Raw genomic sequence first — 16,209 nt, 5'->3', positions numbered from 1 at the left:
AGAACCGTCAGCTTATCACGAGATGTCCTGGCGAAACGGTTCGATATTCGCGCCGTCCAGCCTCGTATTCGACAGGCCGGATCGGGCTCTTCAGCTCCTCGACAACAGCCATTCGTTTCTGGCGGCGACGGTCCGGATCCGGCACCGGAACCGCGGCCATGAGTTTCTTGGTGTAGTCGTGTTGCGGGTTGCCGAAGACTGCCGCGCGCGGGCCGATTTCGACGATCTCGCCGAGATACATGACCGCCACACGGTGGCTGACGCGTTCGACGACCGCCATGTCATGCGAAATGAACAGGAAGGCGAGATCGAGGTTGTGCTGCAGATCGAGCATCAGGTTGATGACCTGCGCCTTGATGGACACGTCGAGTGCCGAGACACTTTCATCAGCGACGATGACCCTCGGTTTAAGTGCCAAGGCCCGGGCGATACAGACGCGCTGTCGCTGGCCGCCAGAGAATTCATGCGGGTAACGTGTTGCCATATCCGGTGTCAGCCCGACCTTCAGGAGCATGTCAGCGACGACGTCCTTTGCCTCTCTTGCTGTGCCCATCTTGTGCTCGAGGTAGGGTTCGGCAATCGCCTGGCCGACGGTCATGCGTGGGTTGAGCGATGCAAACGGGTCCTGAAAGATCATCTGCACAGACTTGCGCATATCGCGCATCCCGCGCTTGTCGAGAGCGAGCACGTCGCGTCCTGCGACCAGCACGGATCCCGAATCCGGTTCGATCAGCCGCATGATGGCGCGCCCTGTGGTCGATTTGCCACAACCGGACTCGCCGACCAGCGACAGCGTCTCGCCGGCGAAAAGGTCGAAGGAAACGTTCTCCACGGCATGCACGCGGCCGCTCAGTCGTCCAAACAGCCCCGAGTGGATGTCGAACCGCTTGGTGAGCCCCTTCACCTCAAGGATCGGCTTGTCCTTGGATACGGTGTCAGGCACTTCGACCTGCTTGTCCGTTTCACCGGTTGCGGTGTTGACAACAGGAAAGCGCAATGGCCGCGCATAGGCCTGCATTGATCCAAGCACCGGGACGGCAGACAGCAGGGCGCGGGTGTAGGGATGCTTTCCACGGTGGAAGATATCGGCGGTGGCACCGGTCTCCACCTGCTCACCGCGATACATGACGACTGTGCGGTCAGCAATTTCGGCAACGACGCCCATGTCGTGAGTGATGAACAGGACCGAGGTCCCCTGCTCGTCCTGCAGCATCTTGATGAGATCGAGGATCTGCCCCTGGATCGTTACGTCGAGTGCCGTCGTCGGTTCGTCGGCGATCAGGAGCTTTGGCCTGGAAGCCAGAGCCATGGCGATCATCACGCGCTGGCGCATGCCGCCGGAGAAGCGATGCGGGTATTCATCGAAACGAGATGCGGCGGACGGGATGCGGACCTTTTCCAGCAACCGGATCGTCTCCGCCTTCGCCTCGGCCTTCGACATCGCCTGGTGGCACAGCAATGCCTCCGAGATCTGGTCGCCAATGGTAAAGAGCGGATTGAGGCTCGTCATCGGTTCCTGAAAGATCATCGAGACGTCGTTGCCGCGGACCTTTCGCATCTCATTTTCGGAAAGCGACAGCAGGTCGCGGCCACCCAGCATGATTTTGCCCTCGATGCGGCTCGAATCGGGCTGCAGGAGCCGCATGATCGAGAGCGACGTGACACTCTTGCCCGAGCCGCTTTCGCCGACGATCGCGACCGTTTCTCCCGGTGCCACAGAGAAGGAAACATCCCGCACGACGGGTTTTAATCCGCCATCCACCAGAAACGAGGTGGTCAGGTTCTGGACAGACAGAACCGGATCGACGGACCTTGCAGTGCTTGTCTCTGTGGCGCTCATGATCGTTCCCTTCCTTCTATCGTTTGTCGCCTGTCGGTCCTCAGTCCGGCCAGCGCAGCATGCCGTCAAATCGATGCTTGCTGCGGTTTTCGAACGGCGTGGCGATGATCTCGTTCGAGGCACGAGCCTTGTTGAGCTCTTCTGCAAGGCGGACGGCGACGATCTCTTCCTGGCCAGGGTGCAGGTTGCAGGGATCGAGATAGAAATGCTGATGCTCGACCTCATGGTCGCGCACGATGACCGGCGGGTTGCCTTGCGACAGAGCGGCAGCGAGATCCCAGGCGGTGATGTGTGCCTCCGTCGGCGATATGACCACCCGCAAGCGGTCAAGCGGATTGTTGGTAGGATCGGGCTCGATCAGTGCCGTCACGCCTGGGCGATCGTCCAGTTCGTTCTTCCAGAGGTTCAGGCAGGCGGTCTCACGTTCCCGGATAGCCGCATGATCGCGCTTTTCCCAAGCTTCTAGCGCAGCCATGACGCCATAGACGCTTTCCTTGCCGACTTTCATGCCGCGGCCGATCCCCATGTTCTGCAGGAAGGCGCTGCGCACCAATTCCTTCTTGCCAGCGACGATGCCGGAGGTCGGGCCGCCGAGGAACTTGTGGCCGGAATAAAGCGCGATATCGGCTCCTTGCGCCAGGAAGAGCTTGAGATCGTATTCGGAGGCCGCATCAACGATCACCGGAACGCCCTTCGCGTGGGCGATCTCGACAAATTCGGTAAGATGAAGCAAGCCGTAGTCGACAACATGATGCGACACGACATAGACGGCCGCCGCCGTTTTCTCGGTAATGGCATTTTCCATATGGAAACGATGCGTCGAGGTTGCCTGCCCAATCAGGACGACCTTGCCCCCGGCGAGGCGGATGGCCTGATCAACCGGCGCGCCGTAACTGACAACATGGCCCATCTGCACGAGGACTTCGTTCTTCTCGGGAGAGACATCGGGCAATTTCTCGATGGCCAGGAGATTGTCGCCGGTGATGGCGCCGGCGACGGCGAGGCTTATGCCGGCCGAGCACGATGCGGTGACAAAGCCAGATTCACCACCAGTCAGCCGTGCGATGACGCTGCTTGCCTTGCGTTGCAGGTCGTTGATCTCGACGAACTGCGGCAGGATCGCTGCCATCGCCTCTATCGCTTCCGGCACGACGATCGATGCGCCGAGGCTTGTCATGGTGCCGGACACGTTGATGACCGGGCGCAGGCCGATCTTGGTGCGGATATCATCGGACATTCTATTTCTCCAGAGTGGCGGCAGGTTGGGAATTGCCATCGACAGTTATGCCATAGTAATGTAATAGCTTCTCGTTATCAGACGAGGAGCGTTGAATTGGACACCAAGACCTCATCCGCAGCCCCCCTCTATGAGGCCGCATCGATCGAGGCGGCCGACGCAAAAGGCGCGCGGCGCTCTCGCGTCAGCGGTATTGATCGTGCCTTGCAGGTAATTGATTATCTTTACGAAACCGGTTCCCCAGCGGGTGCTTACGCGATTGCCAAGGCAGTCCGGGCTCCGCTTTCCACCGTCTACGTTATCATCGACGACCTGGTCGAAAAGAACATGCTGGCTCGCAACTCGGATGGGTCGATCTGGCTTGGTTCGCGCCTCTATCATTATGGCCTCGCCTATGCCCGGTCGCTGGACTTCATGAGCGTTGCCACGCACGAGATGCACGATCTCTGCCGGCAAGCCGGCGAAACCGTGCAGGTCTGCGGTCGCGACGGCGATTACATGCTTGTGCTTGCGATGGCGGACGGCCCAAGCCATTTTCAGGTTGCCTCGCGTGTCGGAACGCGCGTGCCATTGAACTGGACGGCGTCCGGCAGGCTTCTTGTCGGCCACCTGCCCGAGAACGAGCGGGTAGAATTGTTCAAGCGCTGCGCCCGCACCTCGCCGACCGGGCGCGCTGAGATCGATGCGCGCACGCTTTCTGATGCCGCAGGCAAGGCTTTCGGGGAGCGACTGTCTATCCAGGTCGCCGAGTCGGACTACGCGGTTGCCTGCATCGCTTCGCCGGTCTGCGACCGGGAAGGCCAATGCGTTGCCACCATTTCGATCGTCCTGCCCGAACAGAAGGTTCTGTCCGACGAAAGCCATTACACCGAACAGGTGCGAGCTTCGGCGGAGCGGATCGAGAAGTTGATGGGATGGCGCAACCACTGACCTGACCTCCTCAGTCGTTGAGCGAGACGATCGCCTCGATCTCGACAGTGATGTTGCCTGGCAGGGAGCCGAAGCCAACGGCGGAGCGAGCATGCTGGCCGGCCTCGCCGAAAACCTCGATAAGGAGGTCCGAGCATCCATTGATGACGCTTGGATGGTTTTCGAAGTGCGGCACGGCGTTGACCATGCCGAGCAGCTTGACCACCCGCTTCACCCGGGAGAGGTTGCCGAGCGCGTCGTGCATGACGGCCAGCAGGTTGATGCCGGTGAGCCGTGCATGCTGATAGGCTTCTTCGGTGCTCACTTCGCTGCCAACCTTGCCGGCGTGCAGATGACCGTCCGCTTCCCGCGGGCCCTGACCCGACAGATAGAGGATGTTGCCTTCGCGAACATGGGTAATGAAGTTGGCGATGGGCGGGGGAGCTGATGGCAGCGTAATGCCGAGCGCCGCGAGGCGCTCGTAGGGTGTCTGTACCGCTGCTGCGGCCTCTGCTGGGGACGTGTCCACGTCTGCTCCTATCATGCGGTTTGGACCTTCCGTTCAGCGCCACGAATAGCCGTGGCTGTGACGGACGAGCTTGCGGGCACGCGGGATATAGCGGCTGGCCGCGATCGCCTCCGATCCGATCACCGCATATCGCGGTTCAAACAGCTTCTGCAGGCGGGAAACGTCGCCGTTGGAGTCGGTCGCTTCGAGATCGGCATCGATGAGGTCGAAGATCGTGAAATCCGCCCTCTCGCCAACGCAAAGACGGTTTTCCATCGACAGCTTGATGACCGAGGCCGGTGCGTGCGTCACAGCCTCCACGACCTTGTCGAAGGGCATGCCGACGGACAGGAGCTTCGACATGGTGGTCGCGAGGTCCCAGACCGGGAAATTCATCGAATGACCATGCAGGTCGGTCGAGATGGAGAACGGCAGAAGGCCGCGTGCGATGGCTGCTTCCGCCACCTTGAAGGAGAAGGATGCGCCGCCATGGCCAATGTCGAGGCGAATACCTTCGCCAGCGCAACGTTCGGCGAGATTGAAGAGGTCCTCGTCTTCCATGATGCTCGACCCGGCCTTGCCGTTGAAGCAATGGGTAACGACGTCTCCGGGACCGAGGATCTCAAGCACTTCATCATAGAGCGCCGGCGGCTCGCCGACATGGACCATCATCGGGATCTTGAGGATCTTGGCGATCTTCTTGCCGAGCTTGACAGGCGTGACACCCCAGGAACCGGTGATGACATGGCTCGCCCGTACCTTCAGGCCGACGATGTGTTCGCTATTCTCAGCATAGCATTCAAGAATGCGGTCGAGGTCGATGTCTCTGATATCGCGCAGCTCGGCGACGCGGTTGCAGGCGACAAGGCCGATCGAGCCAAGGTTCAGGAAAGCCTTGATGCGCTCTCTCGACGGCTCGATGATATATTCGCGGAAGCCGTGGAAGTTGGCTTCCCCCGCTGATCCGGCATCAACCAGCGTCGTGACGCCTCGCTCGGCGCCGCATTCCGACGGACGGATCGAAATGTCGGTGCCGCCATGCCAGATATGGACGTGAAGATCGACCCAGCCGGGCGAGATCCAGGCTCCCTTGGCGTCGACGCGCGCGGCATCTGCTGGCGCGGCAAGCGACGGGCCGATTGCCGAGATCCTGCCGTCTGCGCCGACAAGGATGTCCGTCGTGCTGCTGGAGGGGGAAGCCGCGCCGAAAGCCATGGGCTTTACCTTGGTGATGAGGAGCGGCTTGCCCGCTTTTTCACCGGTCATTCTAAAGGTCCTTTCGAAGTCTTGGATCGAGCATGTCCCGTAGACCGTCGCCAACCATTTGCAGCGACAGTACGGAGAGGATGATGGCGAAGCCCGGGAAATAGGTCATCCAGTCGGCCTGGCCGATATATTGACGGCCGGCTGCGATCATGGTTCCCCAGGTCGGGATTTCGGGGCTGACGCCGAGGCCGAGGAAGGAAAGTCCGGCTTCGGCCAGCATGGCGCTGGCAAAGAGGAAGGTGCCCTGCACCAGGATCGGCGACAGAAGATTGCGAAGCACATGCCGCGTCATGATATGGAAGGTGGAAATGCCGAGCGCCTGCGCGGCCTCCACATAGGGTAGCTCGCGGATGACCAGGGTCGAGGCGCGAACGATACGCGCCAGGCGCGGCGAGTAGACGATCGACAGGGCAACGATGACCGTCGTCAGCGATGGCCCGAGAGCTGCGACAAGCGCGATAGCCAGGAGAATGTCGGGAAAAGACATCATCGCGTCGATCAGGCGGGCGATCGGCGTATCGAGTTTCTGGAAGAAGCCGGCGAGCAGACCGAGCGTGACACCGATCAATGCAGAGAGCACGACAACGGCGGCGCCGACCAACAGCGACAGCCGCCCGGCATAGATGGTGCGTGAAAACACATCGCGGCCGAACTCGTCGGTGCCAAACCAGAACATTTCACTCGGTGGCTTGAGCCGGTTGACGATCGACAGCTTCGAGGGAGAGTACGGCGCAATCCAGGGCGCGAATGCCGCCAACAGCACGAAGATTGTGAGCACGATGATGCCGGCGGCGACCGTCTTGCGTCTCAACAGGCGGCGAAGAAATTTGCTGCGCTCGGCTGCGGCGGGTCTCTCGGTGGTGGTTACGATATCAGCCATCAGTAGCGCACCCTTGGATCGACCAGCAGATAGAGCATGTCGATTGCGAAATTGATGAGGACGTAGAGGCCGGCAATGACCAGCAGTGCGCCCTGGATGACGGGGTAGTCGCGTCTGAGAACGGCAGAGACGACGAGATTGCCGACCCCCGGAAGGCCAAACACGGTCTCCGTTACAACAGCACCTGAAATCAGCACGGCGGCAGTGAGGCCAAGCACTGTCAGGATCGGGATCAAGGCATTCTTCAGCGCATGCTTGAGGACAACCTTGCGTTCGACCAGCCCCTTGGCGCGCGCGGTGCGAATGTAATCGTCGCCGAGCACATCAAGCATCGAGGCGCGCGTGAAGCGCAGGATCAGCGCCGAGGAGACAAGGCCGAGGGCGAAGGAAGGCAGCGTCAGGTGGTACATGCGCTCAAGAAAGGACGCGCCGGGGCCGCCGTATCCGGAGACAGGAAACAGGTTCAGGCGCACGGCGAAGAACTGCATGAGAATGAGGCCGAGCCAGAAGCTCGGGATGCTTGCGGCCAGCATGGCGATGGTGGTCGACAACTGATCTATGAACGAGCCGCGTCGGTAGGCGGCATAGATGCCGATCGGCAGTGCGACGACACTTGCAATCAGGAGCGAGAAGATCGTCAGGAAGAAGGTAGGTTCTGCGCGTTCGAGAAGCGCCGAGGTCACCGGCATGTTGAGGAAGATCGACTGGCCAAGATCCCCCTTCAGAAGCTGTCCTATATAGAAGAAGTATTGAACAACGATCGACTGGTCGAGACCGAGGCGCGTGCGCAATTCGGCAACGTCCTGTGTTGTTGCATCAGGGCCGAGCATGACTGCGGCGGGGTCGCCGGGCGTCACACGCACGATCACGAAGACAATCGTGACGACGAGAAACATCACAACGATCATGCCAAGAAGGCGCTGAAGGATGTAGCGTATCATGGAAAGCGGCTCCTGTGTCCAAACACAGCACGATCGTGGACGGATGCCGGCCTCAGGACCAGCACCCGGCGCGCGAGGTTACTTCTTGATCGATGCGTTCCAGAAGTATGGCCAGGGGGCGGGATCGACACCCTGAAGCTTCGTTGACATGGCCGAGACGGCGTTGAAATCGCCAATCTTCATGAACGGCACCTCGTCGTACATCGCCTTCTGGACGTTGGCCCAGAGTTCAACGCGCTTCTTTGGATCGATCTCGGTGGTGAACGCATCGACGGCACTCTTGCGCGCCGGCGTGTCCCACCATCCAGGCGAGCTCGGAGACAGGGAGCCGATCAGGGCCGGTTCCGGAAGGAACGGGCTGTGGCTGATATAGATGTCCCACAGCGCCTTGTCGGTGCGGCGCTGTGTCAGCGTCGCCCAGTCGACAACCTGGAGGTCCACCGTAAAGCCCGCCAGCTTCAGATATTCGGCCGCGACCTGGGCCATCTTGTAGTGGAACTCGTACTGGCGGCTGGTCAGGATGCGGATGGGCTCGGCGTTGTAGCCTGCCTCCTTGGCAGCCGTGGCTGCGCCTTCCGGATCCGCGACATTGTAGTTGCCTTTGACACCTGCGTCCGTGCTCCAGGCGAAGTTGCCAGGATAGATGTTGCCATCCGCCGCGTAGAAGTCCGTACCGCCGAAGGCGGCTCCCATCATGTCTTCCATGCTGAGCGCCTGGCGTATTGCCTTGCGGATCGCAACGTTCTTTGTAACGCCGGCAGCGGTGTTAAAGACGAATACCGGATAGCCAAACGGCTTCAGGAGAAGCGGCTGGGTTGCCGTTGACGACTTGAGTTTGTCGTAGGATTCGACCGGCAGGGAGTCGATATAGTCGTATTGGCCAGAGACGGCGGCCTCGACGCGGGTGTTGGCATCCGGCACCGGTACAAAGCGGATTTCGTCGAGATACTGATGGCGGGCGCCGCCATAACCATCACTGTCGCCGGAGCGCGGCTTGTAGTCATTGAAGCGGACGAGCTGGATATATTGGTCAGCCTTACGCTCCTTCAGCATGTATGGGCCGGTGCCGATGAAGTCCGTCATCGTGTCGGCCTGCTTTTCCGCGGGAATGATGATCGCAGCGGAGTTGTTGAAGGCAAGCAGCGAGACCAGTGGAGCGTAGGGCTGTTTCAGCTTGATCGTGACGGTCGATGCGTCGGTTGCAGTGATAGATTCGACAAAGCCAGCGGCCTGTTTCCCGCGTGAAGCAAGCTTGGTCCAACGGTTGAGCGAGGCAACGACGTCGTCAGATGCCATGTCGCTGCCGTCATGAAACTTGATGCCCGTGCGCAGCTTGATCGTGTAGGTCTTCCCGTCGGCGCTAACCTCAGGAAGGCTTTCGGCCAATAGCGGCGTTACGGCCCACTTCTTGTCGAACGTATAAAGCGTCTCGAAGATATGCTGCGTGACGATACCGACAAGGTCGGCTGTCGAGGTCATCGGATCGAGTGTGGGCGGTTCGCCAATCGTAGCGACGTTAATTACGCCGCCTTTTTCCTGCGCCAGCAGAAAAGACGGTGTTGCGATCAACGCCGTGGCGACAAGGAATGCGAGCTTCATTCTCATATCTATCTCCCGTTTTGTTCCACAATTATGGTATATGCGCTTTTATAAAAGAATACATGGAGCGATGGTGGTGTCAATGGCGGGACACGACACGAGTAGCGTCAATGCATTCGTGGAGGTGAGCGGAGCAAGTCGAAGGACGCCGCAGTTGGAACGCAGTTCGGCGGCACTCGCATGGCCGAGAAGGTCGTCACCTACTGTAAGGCCATGTGGAAACGGATGAAGCCGCACCATCCGGAGCTATTCCGCACCGACACGCCGAATCCGTGGCACGGCGTGACGCTGAAGCGCAGGAAGAAGCAGACCAATGGCCACGTAAACCGAGAGACGGTCTATGCCTTTGCGAGTTCCCCCACCGTCGTCTCCCCAACTGAGAGCCCCGCTTGGTCTTGCACTTCCGCGGGGCTTTTTTTGGCCGGAGTTCAGCCGCTTGAAACGACTATTATTGTGCCGTTGGCTACAGAGCCGTGACGTCAAGAGTCGTTTGAAGGCCACCACAATCATCGGGTGGCGGTTCCAAGCGAAAAACCTGCGTCGGGCGGCTTTTTGTCGCCCGATGCGCTGCTTCAAAACGGAGACCGGAATAGCTGCCTTTATGCAGCGCGTGCCCCGCCACGTAGATGTCCCTTTGAAGCTCTAATGTAACGGAATCCATCCGGGAATCGTGCACGTGGCTTGGCCATCTCTATCGCTACGGTCGAACGGTAGCATTGACGTAATCGGGCGGCAAACGCAGTAGAGCGCCCCACCAAGGGCGCCCGTGCTATGATCACGGGGCCCGCACCCCGATTGCGGGCCGCTTGCATTCCTCCGAAGAGGGTTAAGTCTTTGAAGAGGTACTAGGTCTCGAGTAACTCTACCTCGCGCGAAGCCTACCTCTAAGGTCTATTTACGGAACTTTAATGTGAAATACGTATTGACTAGGTGCGTATTTTACTCACATAAGAGGTCCATGCACACGGTCACAGAACTCTGGTCTTTCCGCAAGGCTGCTCTGGCAGCCGGGATGTCCGAACAGGACATAGAAGCTCTGGTCGATCATCTGTCAGAGAACCCTGATGCGGGAGACGAGATGGAAGGCACCGGTGGGTGTAGAAAGCTACGCTGGGCCATTAGAGGAAATAACAAAGGTAAGAGCGGCGGTGTTCGAACCATCACGCTGTTTTCCGGGGAGAATCTTCCTGTGTTCCTGATCACCGCCTTTGGGAAAGGTCAGAAATCCAATCTCACCAAGGGCGAGCGGAACGATCTGAAGAAAATATCTGACCGTGTGGTCCAAGAATATTCAAGACGGGTTTTACCGATCGCAGTAGGAGAATGACAATGAGCAAGAAGGTATTCGATCAAATCGCAGAGGGCTTGAATGAGGCTTTGGCCGTTGCTCGCGACGAAGCCGAACCTTACAAGCTCCATGTGCCGGCCGAGATCGATGTCAAGGCCATACGTGTGCGCACGGGTCTGACGCAGAAAGATTTCGCGTCGACGTTCGGGTTTGGCTTAGACCAACTCAAGCAGTGGGAACAGGGCCGTTCGCGGCCTGTGCAGGCGATGAGGGCATATCTCCTTCTGATCAATTCTGAGCCGCACAAGATGGTTCAGGCTCTCAGGGAGATCAATATCGCATCGCACGACGTCCCTATGAGACGCGCTGCCTGCTGAGTAAGCTGGGCAATACACAACCAATTAGGAACGAGTCATACCCCGCCTCCTGGCGGGGTATTTGTTTTAAGGCCTATAGCGACTTTTCGCTCTTCCCGTTGGCTCGTCGATCTTGCCGGACAACACCTCTCCTCGGGTAGCGACCTTGTTGACGGTGTCGAGGACCGTATCCAGCTTACCGCCGAAGGACTCAACGACGCGATCAATCCGCTTGTTTGAGCGATGCTGGTCTTGTTCTCGCTGACCTTCTCAAGCATTTGAGACTGCTGGTACTGAAGCGGAGCAATCTGGCCAATCTGGGTATTCATCCCGTCCATGGTCACTTGGTAGATCTTCTGACGCTCCTTGCGATCGAGAGCTTCGCGGTCGAACCGGTCTGCAAGCTCGCGCTGAGTTTGCTTCAGATCGTCCACGGTGTTGTTAAGATTGGCCCATACCACGCCGATACCCACCATGCATGCCAATGGTGAGAACCACGGCAAAACCGAGGATGACAACCAAGGCCCGCCAGTCGAAGCCAGAGAAGGCAGCAAGACCGAACCCACCGCCACCGAATGCCGTGCTAGCCCAGCCGAGGATGTTGGATTTCTTCCTGACGGTCTTGTCCACTGCGACCGGTACAGTCTCCTTCTCCTCGACGACAGGAGCCTCGGAGAACGCCGCCATCTTCGTCGAGACACCCGAGAGGGCCAAGAGGGCTCTATGCAGTGTCGCGCCGAATGCTGCCTTACCACGGGCCCTACGCCATGACGGCCTGGGCAAGAATATCAGACCCTGGCGAACGGCTTGACTATATCCTCCTCGAACATCCGGAGGCCTCTAGAAGAGGCCTCCGTTCCTGTCGTTCGAGGTTCCTTGTATGCAGATGGGAGGGCACGCTCCTGCAGCCGAAGCCCGGGCCCAGGCCTGTCCCGGCATGCCCTCCCAAGGTCGCCTTCCAAACTTTCACATCGGCGGCACGATGCCGTGGGTGCCGACAACGACGCGAAGGGCGGACATCGAGCCATCGGCAGCCCGTTCTGACGGAATGAACACTGTCGCACCGCTCTTGATGTCGCTCTCGGTCGCCGGAGCGAAGGTGACGACGGGCGTGCCGTCCGGGATGGAGATTTTCTTCTCACCGCCCTTGTACTTTACCGTCACGGTTCGGCCGTCGACCGATTTGACCGCATCGGCCACGGTCGCGTTGGTCATCGAACTGTTTGGCTTCAGGTCCCAGGCATAACTGCCCTCGCCGGTGCCTTTCATGGCGGCAGGGAAAATCAGCACTTCGAGTGCGCCATCACCACCGTCGGCGGTGGGCAGGGACGCGATGCCAACGAAATCGCCTGGCTTGATGTCGTCAATCGATGCCTTGGCGACGCTCGAAACCTTCCAGCCATCCTTGAGCATGATCTTGGCATCGGTGCCTTCGCGTGTCTTCACCGACAGCGTGCTGCCCTCGAGGCCTTCGACCGTGCCACGGACGCGGATCGGGTCCGCAGCGTTTGCCGAAAAGCCCACGGTGACGGCCATCAGCGCGCCTGCAAGCAACGTAAAGCCGGTTTTGAAAATAGGGGACATCTGCTTTTCCTTCTTGAAACCCTGACATCGAAACGGCCGGCGGATGCGGGTTGAAACCGTCGGCTTTCTCGAGGCGCTGCCAACAGGCCGGCCCCGCGAACATCAAATTCCGGCGTACCATTCGTAGCCGCGGTCTTCCCAGAACCCACCATTGCCGCCATAAAGACCAGACAGATCGGCGAGCGCCTCGATGCGCATCAGGTATTTTGCCTGCTTGTAGCCGAGCTGCCGCTCGACCCGGAGCCTGAGCGGCGCGCCATGCGGCACTTCGAGGTCCCGGCCATTCATCGCATAGGCGAGGATAGTTTGCGGATGGAAGGCATCGACGAGATCGATGCTCTCGTAATACCAGCCGCTGTTGTCGAGTGTTTTCTCGTATTCGTCGGCGCAATGGAAAACGATATAGCGCGCCTCTGGCTTCAGGCCGACCTGATGCAACAGGGCGCCGAGCGGAACGCCGGTCCACTGGCCGATGGCGCTCCATCCCTCGACGCAGTCGTGTCGGGTGATCTGGGTTCGCGACGGCATCGCTTTCAATGCGGCGAGCGAGAAAGCCGCCGGACGCTCGACCAGACCGCCGACCTGCAGCTGCCACGTCTGGAACTTCCGGCCGAGCAGCTCCTGATATTGCGCCCCGTCCGGCATGCTCGTGCCATTGGCTCGAAAGGTCGGCGAGATGTCCGCCATGGTGAATTCGCGCGCGAGTGCGTCATCTCCGATCAGCAGGCGCTGCGTGCGCATCGTCAGGCCCTCGGCGATCTTCAGGACCGACTGCACTTTCGGGTTTTCGACCAACATGTCGCAGCCGCTGAGACCAAGCGCCGATGCGCCAAGCGTCGAGCCAATCAGAAATCGGCGGCGGGTTATGAGGCTGCTCATCGCTTTGGCTCCGTCTGGATCGCGTAGCGACCGGTGATCATCGAACGCATGTTGTTAAAGACGCCGGACACCAGAACCATCGCAACGTGGACGACAACGAAGGCAACGAGTGAGCTGGCGGTAATGAAATGCAGCGTCCGGGCCGACTGACGACCGCCAAAAAGATCGATGAGCCATGGTGCGAAAGCATCGAACCCCGGTGACATGGTGAGGCCGGTGGCAATCATCAGCGGCAGAGCCACGAAGATTACCAGCAGATAGGTCAGCTTCTGCAAGGCATTGTAGCTGCGCGCTTTTTCGCCCCTGGGGAAACGCAGTCGGGCATGGTCGACAATCTCCTGCGCCAGATGCGCGGGGGCCAGTTCGTCAGTCGTCGGCAACAGGTCGCGGCGGAAATGGCGGGTAAGAAGACCGTAGCCCAGGTAGATCAGGCCGTTGACGACAAACAGCCATGCAAAGAAAAAGTGCCACCGGCGCCCGGTTGCGAGATCCTGGTAGCTCGGGAGCGTGATCCAGGCGGGGAACCCGCGCGCAGTGGGTTCGCCATCAACATCCGATACCCCGAGCGTTCCGGTCGTGTCGAATGACAGCCCGCCGACGCGAGTGACACCCCGGACGGAATCCCCCTCTTCCACCGCCTCCAGGGAGAGGAAGGATGGATCGCTGTCAGCACCATATTGGCCCCAGTAAAGGGCCGGATGGGCATTGAAGATCTGCAGCCCGCTGAACAGCAGGACTGTCATGCACAACACGTTAAGCCAGTGCGACAGGCGCACGGTCAGGCTGTGGCGACGGATCAGCCTTCGTCCGCTCGTCATGCCAAGATCAGCAGTTTCCATTGATCGCGTCCTCACAGCAGTCGTCATCTTGCTATACGGCGCCACCCCTGCCGGAGTTTCACCGGCAAAGGCGCCACCTGATCACTTCATCGCATCGCAGCTTTTCATCATTTCGGTCTTCTTCATGCTGTCCTTCTCCATGCCGGCCTTGTGCATGCAGTCGGCCTTGCTCATGCCCATCTTCATGCTGTCTGTTTTCATGGAGCCGGTCTTCATGCTGTCCATTTTCATCGTGTCGGACTTCTTCATCGTGTCCGTGCCCGTCTGTGCGCTGGTCCCGCCAGCGGCAAGGAAAAGACCGAGAAAGACCGTGCCTGCAGTGACGGCGAAAGGACGAATGCTCATGCTGGTTCTCCCAGGTTGCGTGGTCGCCGCAGGATGCGACGACGGTCACATCGGCTCCTTCGGCCGTAGCGCTGACCGGTTACAGGCATCACGGTCATGTGATCGTGAAAATTCTGTCGCTTCAGTTTTCTCGCTTTTCCTTTCGCCCGCGTGTAACGGTTTCCTCATCTGGCCGTATGAGTGCTCATAGACATGAAGCAATTGACCGAGCCCGAGCTGAAAGCCCTGATGCTCTTGTCCCTCGATGGCGACGAGGCGGCATATCGCTGTCTGCTCGAGATGCTGCGGCATCTGCTTGCAAGCTACTACACGCGACGGCTCTACCGCTCAGCCTCGGCCGACGTTGAGGACCTTGTCCAGGAAACACTGCTCGCCCTGCATCAACGCAGGATCACCTACGATCGGGGCAGGCCGTTCACGGCATGGTTCTTCACCATCGCGCGCCACAAGCTGGTGGATCACCACCGCAGGACGGGTGGACGTTCCTATCTCGGACTGGAGATGGTCGAAGACATGGTGGACGCCTATAGCGAGGATGCGATCGCGGCGGGCATGGATATCGACCGGCTACTGAAAAGCCTGCCGGCATGGCAGGGTGAGATGATCCGGGATGTCAGGCTCAAAGGACATTCCGTCGCCGAAACTGCGGCAAGCAGCGGGCGCAGCGAAGCCATGGTCAAGATCAGTGTGTTCCGCGGTATACAGGCAATGGCGGCGAAATTGAAAGGCGAAGGTAAGTGACGACCGATGACCTCATCAACGCTCTGGCAAGAGACTTGCGGCCGGTTTCGCCGGGTGCGCTCGGGCGGCTGCTGGCATTGGCTCTGGCGCCTGGTCTTGTGCTGTCGGCGGCCCTGATGTTCTTTGCGCATGGCTTGAGGCCCGACCTGTCGACAGCGCTTGATCTGCCGGCCTTCTGGGTCAAGTCCTTCTATCCGCTGTTGCTGGCGCTAACCGGCATCGGCGCGCTGATGATCGTCGCTCGACCGGGTGGCGTTCCACGCAGCTGCGGTATTGCCGCTCTTGTCATCTACCTGATCCTGGTCGCACTTGGCCTGTGGCAATTGCATGCATCTCCCGCAAGCGACTATCCGGCGTTGATATTCGGCATTTCCTCCTGGTTTTGCCCGATCATCATCCTTGGTGCGGCCCTTCCGGTCTTCGCCGCCAATATCTGGTTCCTGCGCCGCGCGGCCCCGACCCATCTTCGTCTGGCGGGATTTGTCGCCGGCATCACGGCTGGGGCTGTCGGTGCCTGGACCTATTCCTGGGGCTGCATCGAAAACGGACTGCCTTTCGTAGCGCTCTGGTACACGCTCGGCATCGTCCTGTGCGGCATCCTCGGCGCGTTGACATCGCGGTCGCTACTGCGCTGGTAAGCCAAGCCGGACTGGAGGTTCAGAAAACTTCTTAGTGCGATGGAATCGGCGAGAAGCAATCGCGCGGGGGCTTAACAGGAATTCGAAGGCTCCAGATTGGCCCCGGGCAAGCGCTGCACCGCTATTCCTGCATCTGTGTGTGCGACGAAGGAAAACTGCCGCAACTCGATCCCGGCCTTTGAGCGAGACATGGCCAAAAAGCAAAAAGCCTGCCGCGGGAGGAGGTGCGGCAGGCTTTTCGAAAAGAACCGAACAGCAACTGGGAGGAGGAGTGTCGCTGTTCCTTCAGACGCCCTGGGAGGAGATTGGCCGTCTGAAACTCGAAGCATTGCGGGAGGAGGTGCATTGCTTCGACAGCT

At 59.6% G+C, this 16,209-nt stretch carries 19 protein-coding genes; 6 read left to right on the top strand and 13 right to left on the bottom strand.

Annotated elements, in window-relative coordinates; translation table 11 throughout:
* Nucleotides 1-7 precede the first annotated feature (7 nt).
* Together IB244_RS00870 and IB244_RS00865 are read right to left on the bottom strand one after the other, a co-directional pair.
* The gene (locus IB244_RS00870; protein WP_192302813.1) at nucleotides 8-1,840 is read right to left on the bottom strand and encodes an ABC transporter ATP-binding protein; all 1,833 of its coding nucleotides are present in this window, start codon (nucleotides 1,838-1,840) and stop codon (nucleotides 8-10) included.
* Nucleotides 1,841-1,880: 40 nt separating this feature from the next.
* Nucleotides 1,881-3,077: an aminotransferase class V-fold PLP-dependent enzyme gene (locus tag IB244_RS00865; RefSeq protein WP_192302810.1), complete on the bottom strand. Its 1,197-nt coding sequence runs from the start codon at nucleotides 3,075-3,077 to the stop codon at nucleotides 1,881-1,883.
* A gap of 96 nt (nucleotides 3,078-3,173) precedes the next feature.
* Between IB244_RS00865 and IB244_RS00860 the strand changes: the two genes are divergently transcribed.
* The gene (locus IB244_RS00860) at nucleotides 3,174-4,007 is read left to right on the top strand and encodes an IclR family transcriptional regulator (RefSeq protein ID WP_113160713.1); all 834 of its coding nucleotides are present in this window, start codon (nucleotides 3,174-3,176) and stop codon (nucleotides 4,005-4,007) included.
* A 10-nt stretch (nucleotides 4,008-4,017) separates the two neighbouring features.
* Here IB244_RS00860 and IB244_RS00855 read toward each other — a convergent pair whose 3' ends face one another.
* The 5 genes from IB244_RS00855 to IB244_RS00835 form a co-directional block, all read right to left on the bottom strand.
* On the bottom strand, nucleotides 4,018-4,530 hold the full coding sequence (locus IB244_RS00855) for a RidA family protein (protein WP_192302808.1): 513 nt from the start codon (nucleotides 4,528-4,530) through the stop codon (nucleotides 4,018-4,020).
* A gap of 18 nt (nucleotides 4,531-4,548) precedes the next feature.
* Nucleotides 4,549-5,760 carry an amidohydrolase/deacetylase family metallohydrolase gene (locus IB244_RS00850; protein ID WP_192302806.1) on the bottom strand — a complete coding sequence of 404 codons (1,212 nt, stop codon included), beginning with the start codon at nucleotides 5,758-5,760 and terminating at the stop codon, nucleotides 4,549-4,551.
* Nucleotide 5,761: 1 nt separating this feature from the next.
* Nucleotides 5,762-6,640 carry an ABC transporter permease gene (locus IB244_RS00845; RefSeq protein WP_192302804.1) on the bottom strand — a complete coding sequence of 293 codons (879 nt, stop codon included), beginning with the start codon at nucleotides 6,638-6,640 and terminating at the stop codon, nucleotides 5,762-5,764.
* Complete coding sequence (locus tag IB244_RS00840; RefSeq protein WP_192302802.1) at nucleotides 6,640-7,581, bottom strand: ABC transporter permease; 942 nt, start codon at nucleotides 7,579-7,581, stop codon at nucleotides 6,640-6,642. The genes IB244_RS00845 and IB244_RS00840 overlap by 1 nt, the downstream gene beginning before the upstream one ends.
* 78 nt (nucleotides 7,582-7,659) lie before the next feature.
* Nucleotides 7,660-9,186 carry an ABC transporter substrate-binding protein gene (locus IB244_RS00835; protein ID WP_192302800.1) on the bottom strand — a complete coding sequence of 509 codons (1,527 nt, stop codon included), beginning with the start codon at nucleotides 9,184-9,186 and terminating at the stop codon, nucleotides 7,660-7,662.
* A 174-nt stretch (nucleotides 9,187-9,360) separates the two neighbouring features.
* Here IB244_RS00835 and IB244_RS00830 point away from each other — a divergent pair, with 174 nt between their 5' ends.
* The 3 genes from IB244_RS00830 (at nucleotide 9,361) to IB244_RS00820 (ending at nucleotide 10,845) form a co-directional block, all read left to right on the top strand.
* Nucleotides 9,361-9,657 (top strand): hypothetical protein, encoded by a 297-nt coding sequence (locus IB244_RS00830; protein ID WP_169679872.1) that lies wholly within the window; start codon nucleotides 9,361-9,363, stop codon nucleotides 9,655-9,657.
* Between the two features lie 481 nt (nucleotides 9,658-10,138).
* On the top strand, nucleotides 10,139-10,507 hold the full coding sequence (locus IB244_RS00825; protein WP_192240146.1) for a type II toxin-antitoxin system RelE/ParE family toxin: 369 nt from the start codon (nucleotides 10,139-10,141) through the stop codon (nucleotides 10,505-10,507).
* Between the two features lie 2 nt (nucleotides 10,508-10,509).
* Entirely contained in the window at nucleotides 10,510-10,845 is a 336-nt protein-coding gene (locus tag IB244_RS00820) for a helix-turn-helix domain-containing protein (RefSeq protein ID WP_018855581.1), read from the top strand.
* A 35-nt stretch (nucleotides 10,846-10,880) separates the two neighbouring features.
* Here the strand turns inward: IB244_RS00820 and IB244_RS00815 are convergent, their stop codons facing one another.
* From IB244_RS00815 to IB244_RS00790, 6 genes are all read right to left on the bottom strand, one after another.
* A complete protein-coding gene (locus tag IB244_RS00815) occupies nucleotides 10,881-11,300 on the bottom strand; it encodes a hypothetical protein (protein WP_169679876.1) in 420 nt (139 codons plus the stop codon).
* Nucleotides 11,266-11,538: a hypothetical protein gene (locus IB244_RS00810; RefSeq protein WP_018855579.1), complete on the bottom strand. Its 273-nt coding sequence runs from the start codon at nucleotides 11,536-11,538 to the stop codon at nucleotides 11,266-11,268. The genes IB244_RS00815 and IB244_RS00810 overlap by 35 nt, the downstream gene beginning before the upstream one ends.
* A 252-nt stretch (nucleotides 11,539-11,790) precedes the next feature.
* On the bottom strand, nucleotides 11,791-12,408 hold the full coding sequence (locus IB244_RS00805) for a hypothetical protein (protein ID WP_018855578.1): 618 nt from the start codon (nucleotides 12,406-12,408) through the stop codon (nucleotides 11,791-11,793).
* 102 nt (nucleotides 12,409-12,510) lie between these two features.
* The gene (locus IB244_RS00800) at nucleotides 12,511-13,287 is read right to left on the bottom strand and encodes a molybdopterin-binding protein (protein ID WP_192240145.1); all 777 of its coding nucleotides are present in this window, start codon (nucleotides 13,285-13,287) and stop codon (nucleotides 12,511-12,513) included.
* Nucleotides 13,284-14,126 (bottom strand): cytochrome b/b6 domain-containing protein, encoded by an 843-nt coding sequence (locus tag IB244_RS00795; RefSeq protein WP_192302798.1) that lies wholly within the window; start codon nucleotides 14,124-14,126, stop codon nucleotides 13,284-13,286. The genes IB244_RS00800 and IB244_RS00795 overlap by 4 nt, the downstream gene beginning before the upstream one ends.
* An 81-nt stretch (nucleotides 14,127-14,207) precedes the next feature.
* Complete coding sequence (locus IB244_RS00790) at nucleotides 14,208-14,471, bottom strand: hypothetical protein (RefSeq protein WP_025658451.1); 264 nt, start codon at nucleotides 14,469-14,471, stop codon at nucleotides 14,208-14,210.
* A 192-nt stretch (nucleotides 14,472-14,663) separates the two neighbouring features.
* On the opposite strand from IB244_RS00790, the gene IB244_RS00785 reads away from it, so the two are divergent.
* Nucleotides 14,664-15,212: a sigma-70 family RNA polymerase sigma factor gene (locus IB244_RS00785; RefSeq protein ID WP_018855574.1), complete on the top strand. Its 549-nt coding sequence runs from the start codon at nucleotides 14,664-14,666 to the stop codon at nucleotides 15,210-15,212.
* Nucleotides 15,209-15,850: a DUF1109 domain-containing protein gene (locus IB244_RS00780; RefSeq protein WP_192302796.1), complete on the top strand. Its 642-nt coding sequence runs from the start codon at nucleotides 15,209-15,211 to the stop codon at nucleotides 15,848-15,850. Before IB244_RS00785 ends, IB244_RS00780 begins: the two co-directional genes overlap by 4 nt.
* The last annotated feature ends 359 nt before the right edge of the window (nucleotides 15,851-16,209 follow it).

Origin of the sequence: Rhizobium sp. RHZ02, assembly GCF_014851575.1 — a bacterium.
Classification (GTDB): Bacteria; Pseudomonadota; Alphaproteobacteria; order Rhizobiales; family Rhizobiaceae; genus Rhizobium; species Rhizobium altiplani.
The sequence above is the reverse complement of the archived record's forward strand: the minus strand, read 5'-3'. Positions and strand labels throughout refer to the sequence as shown.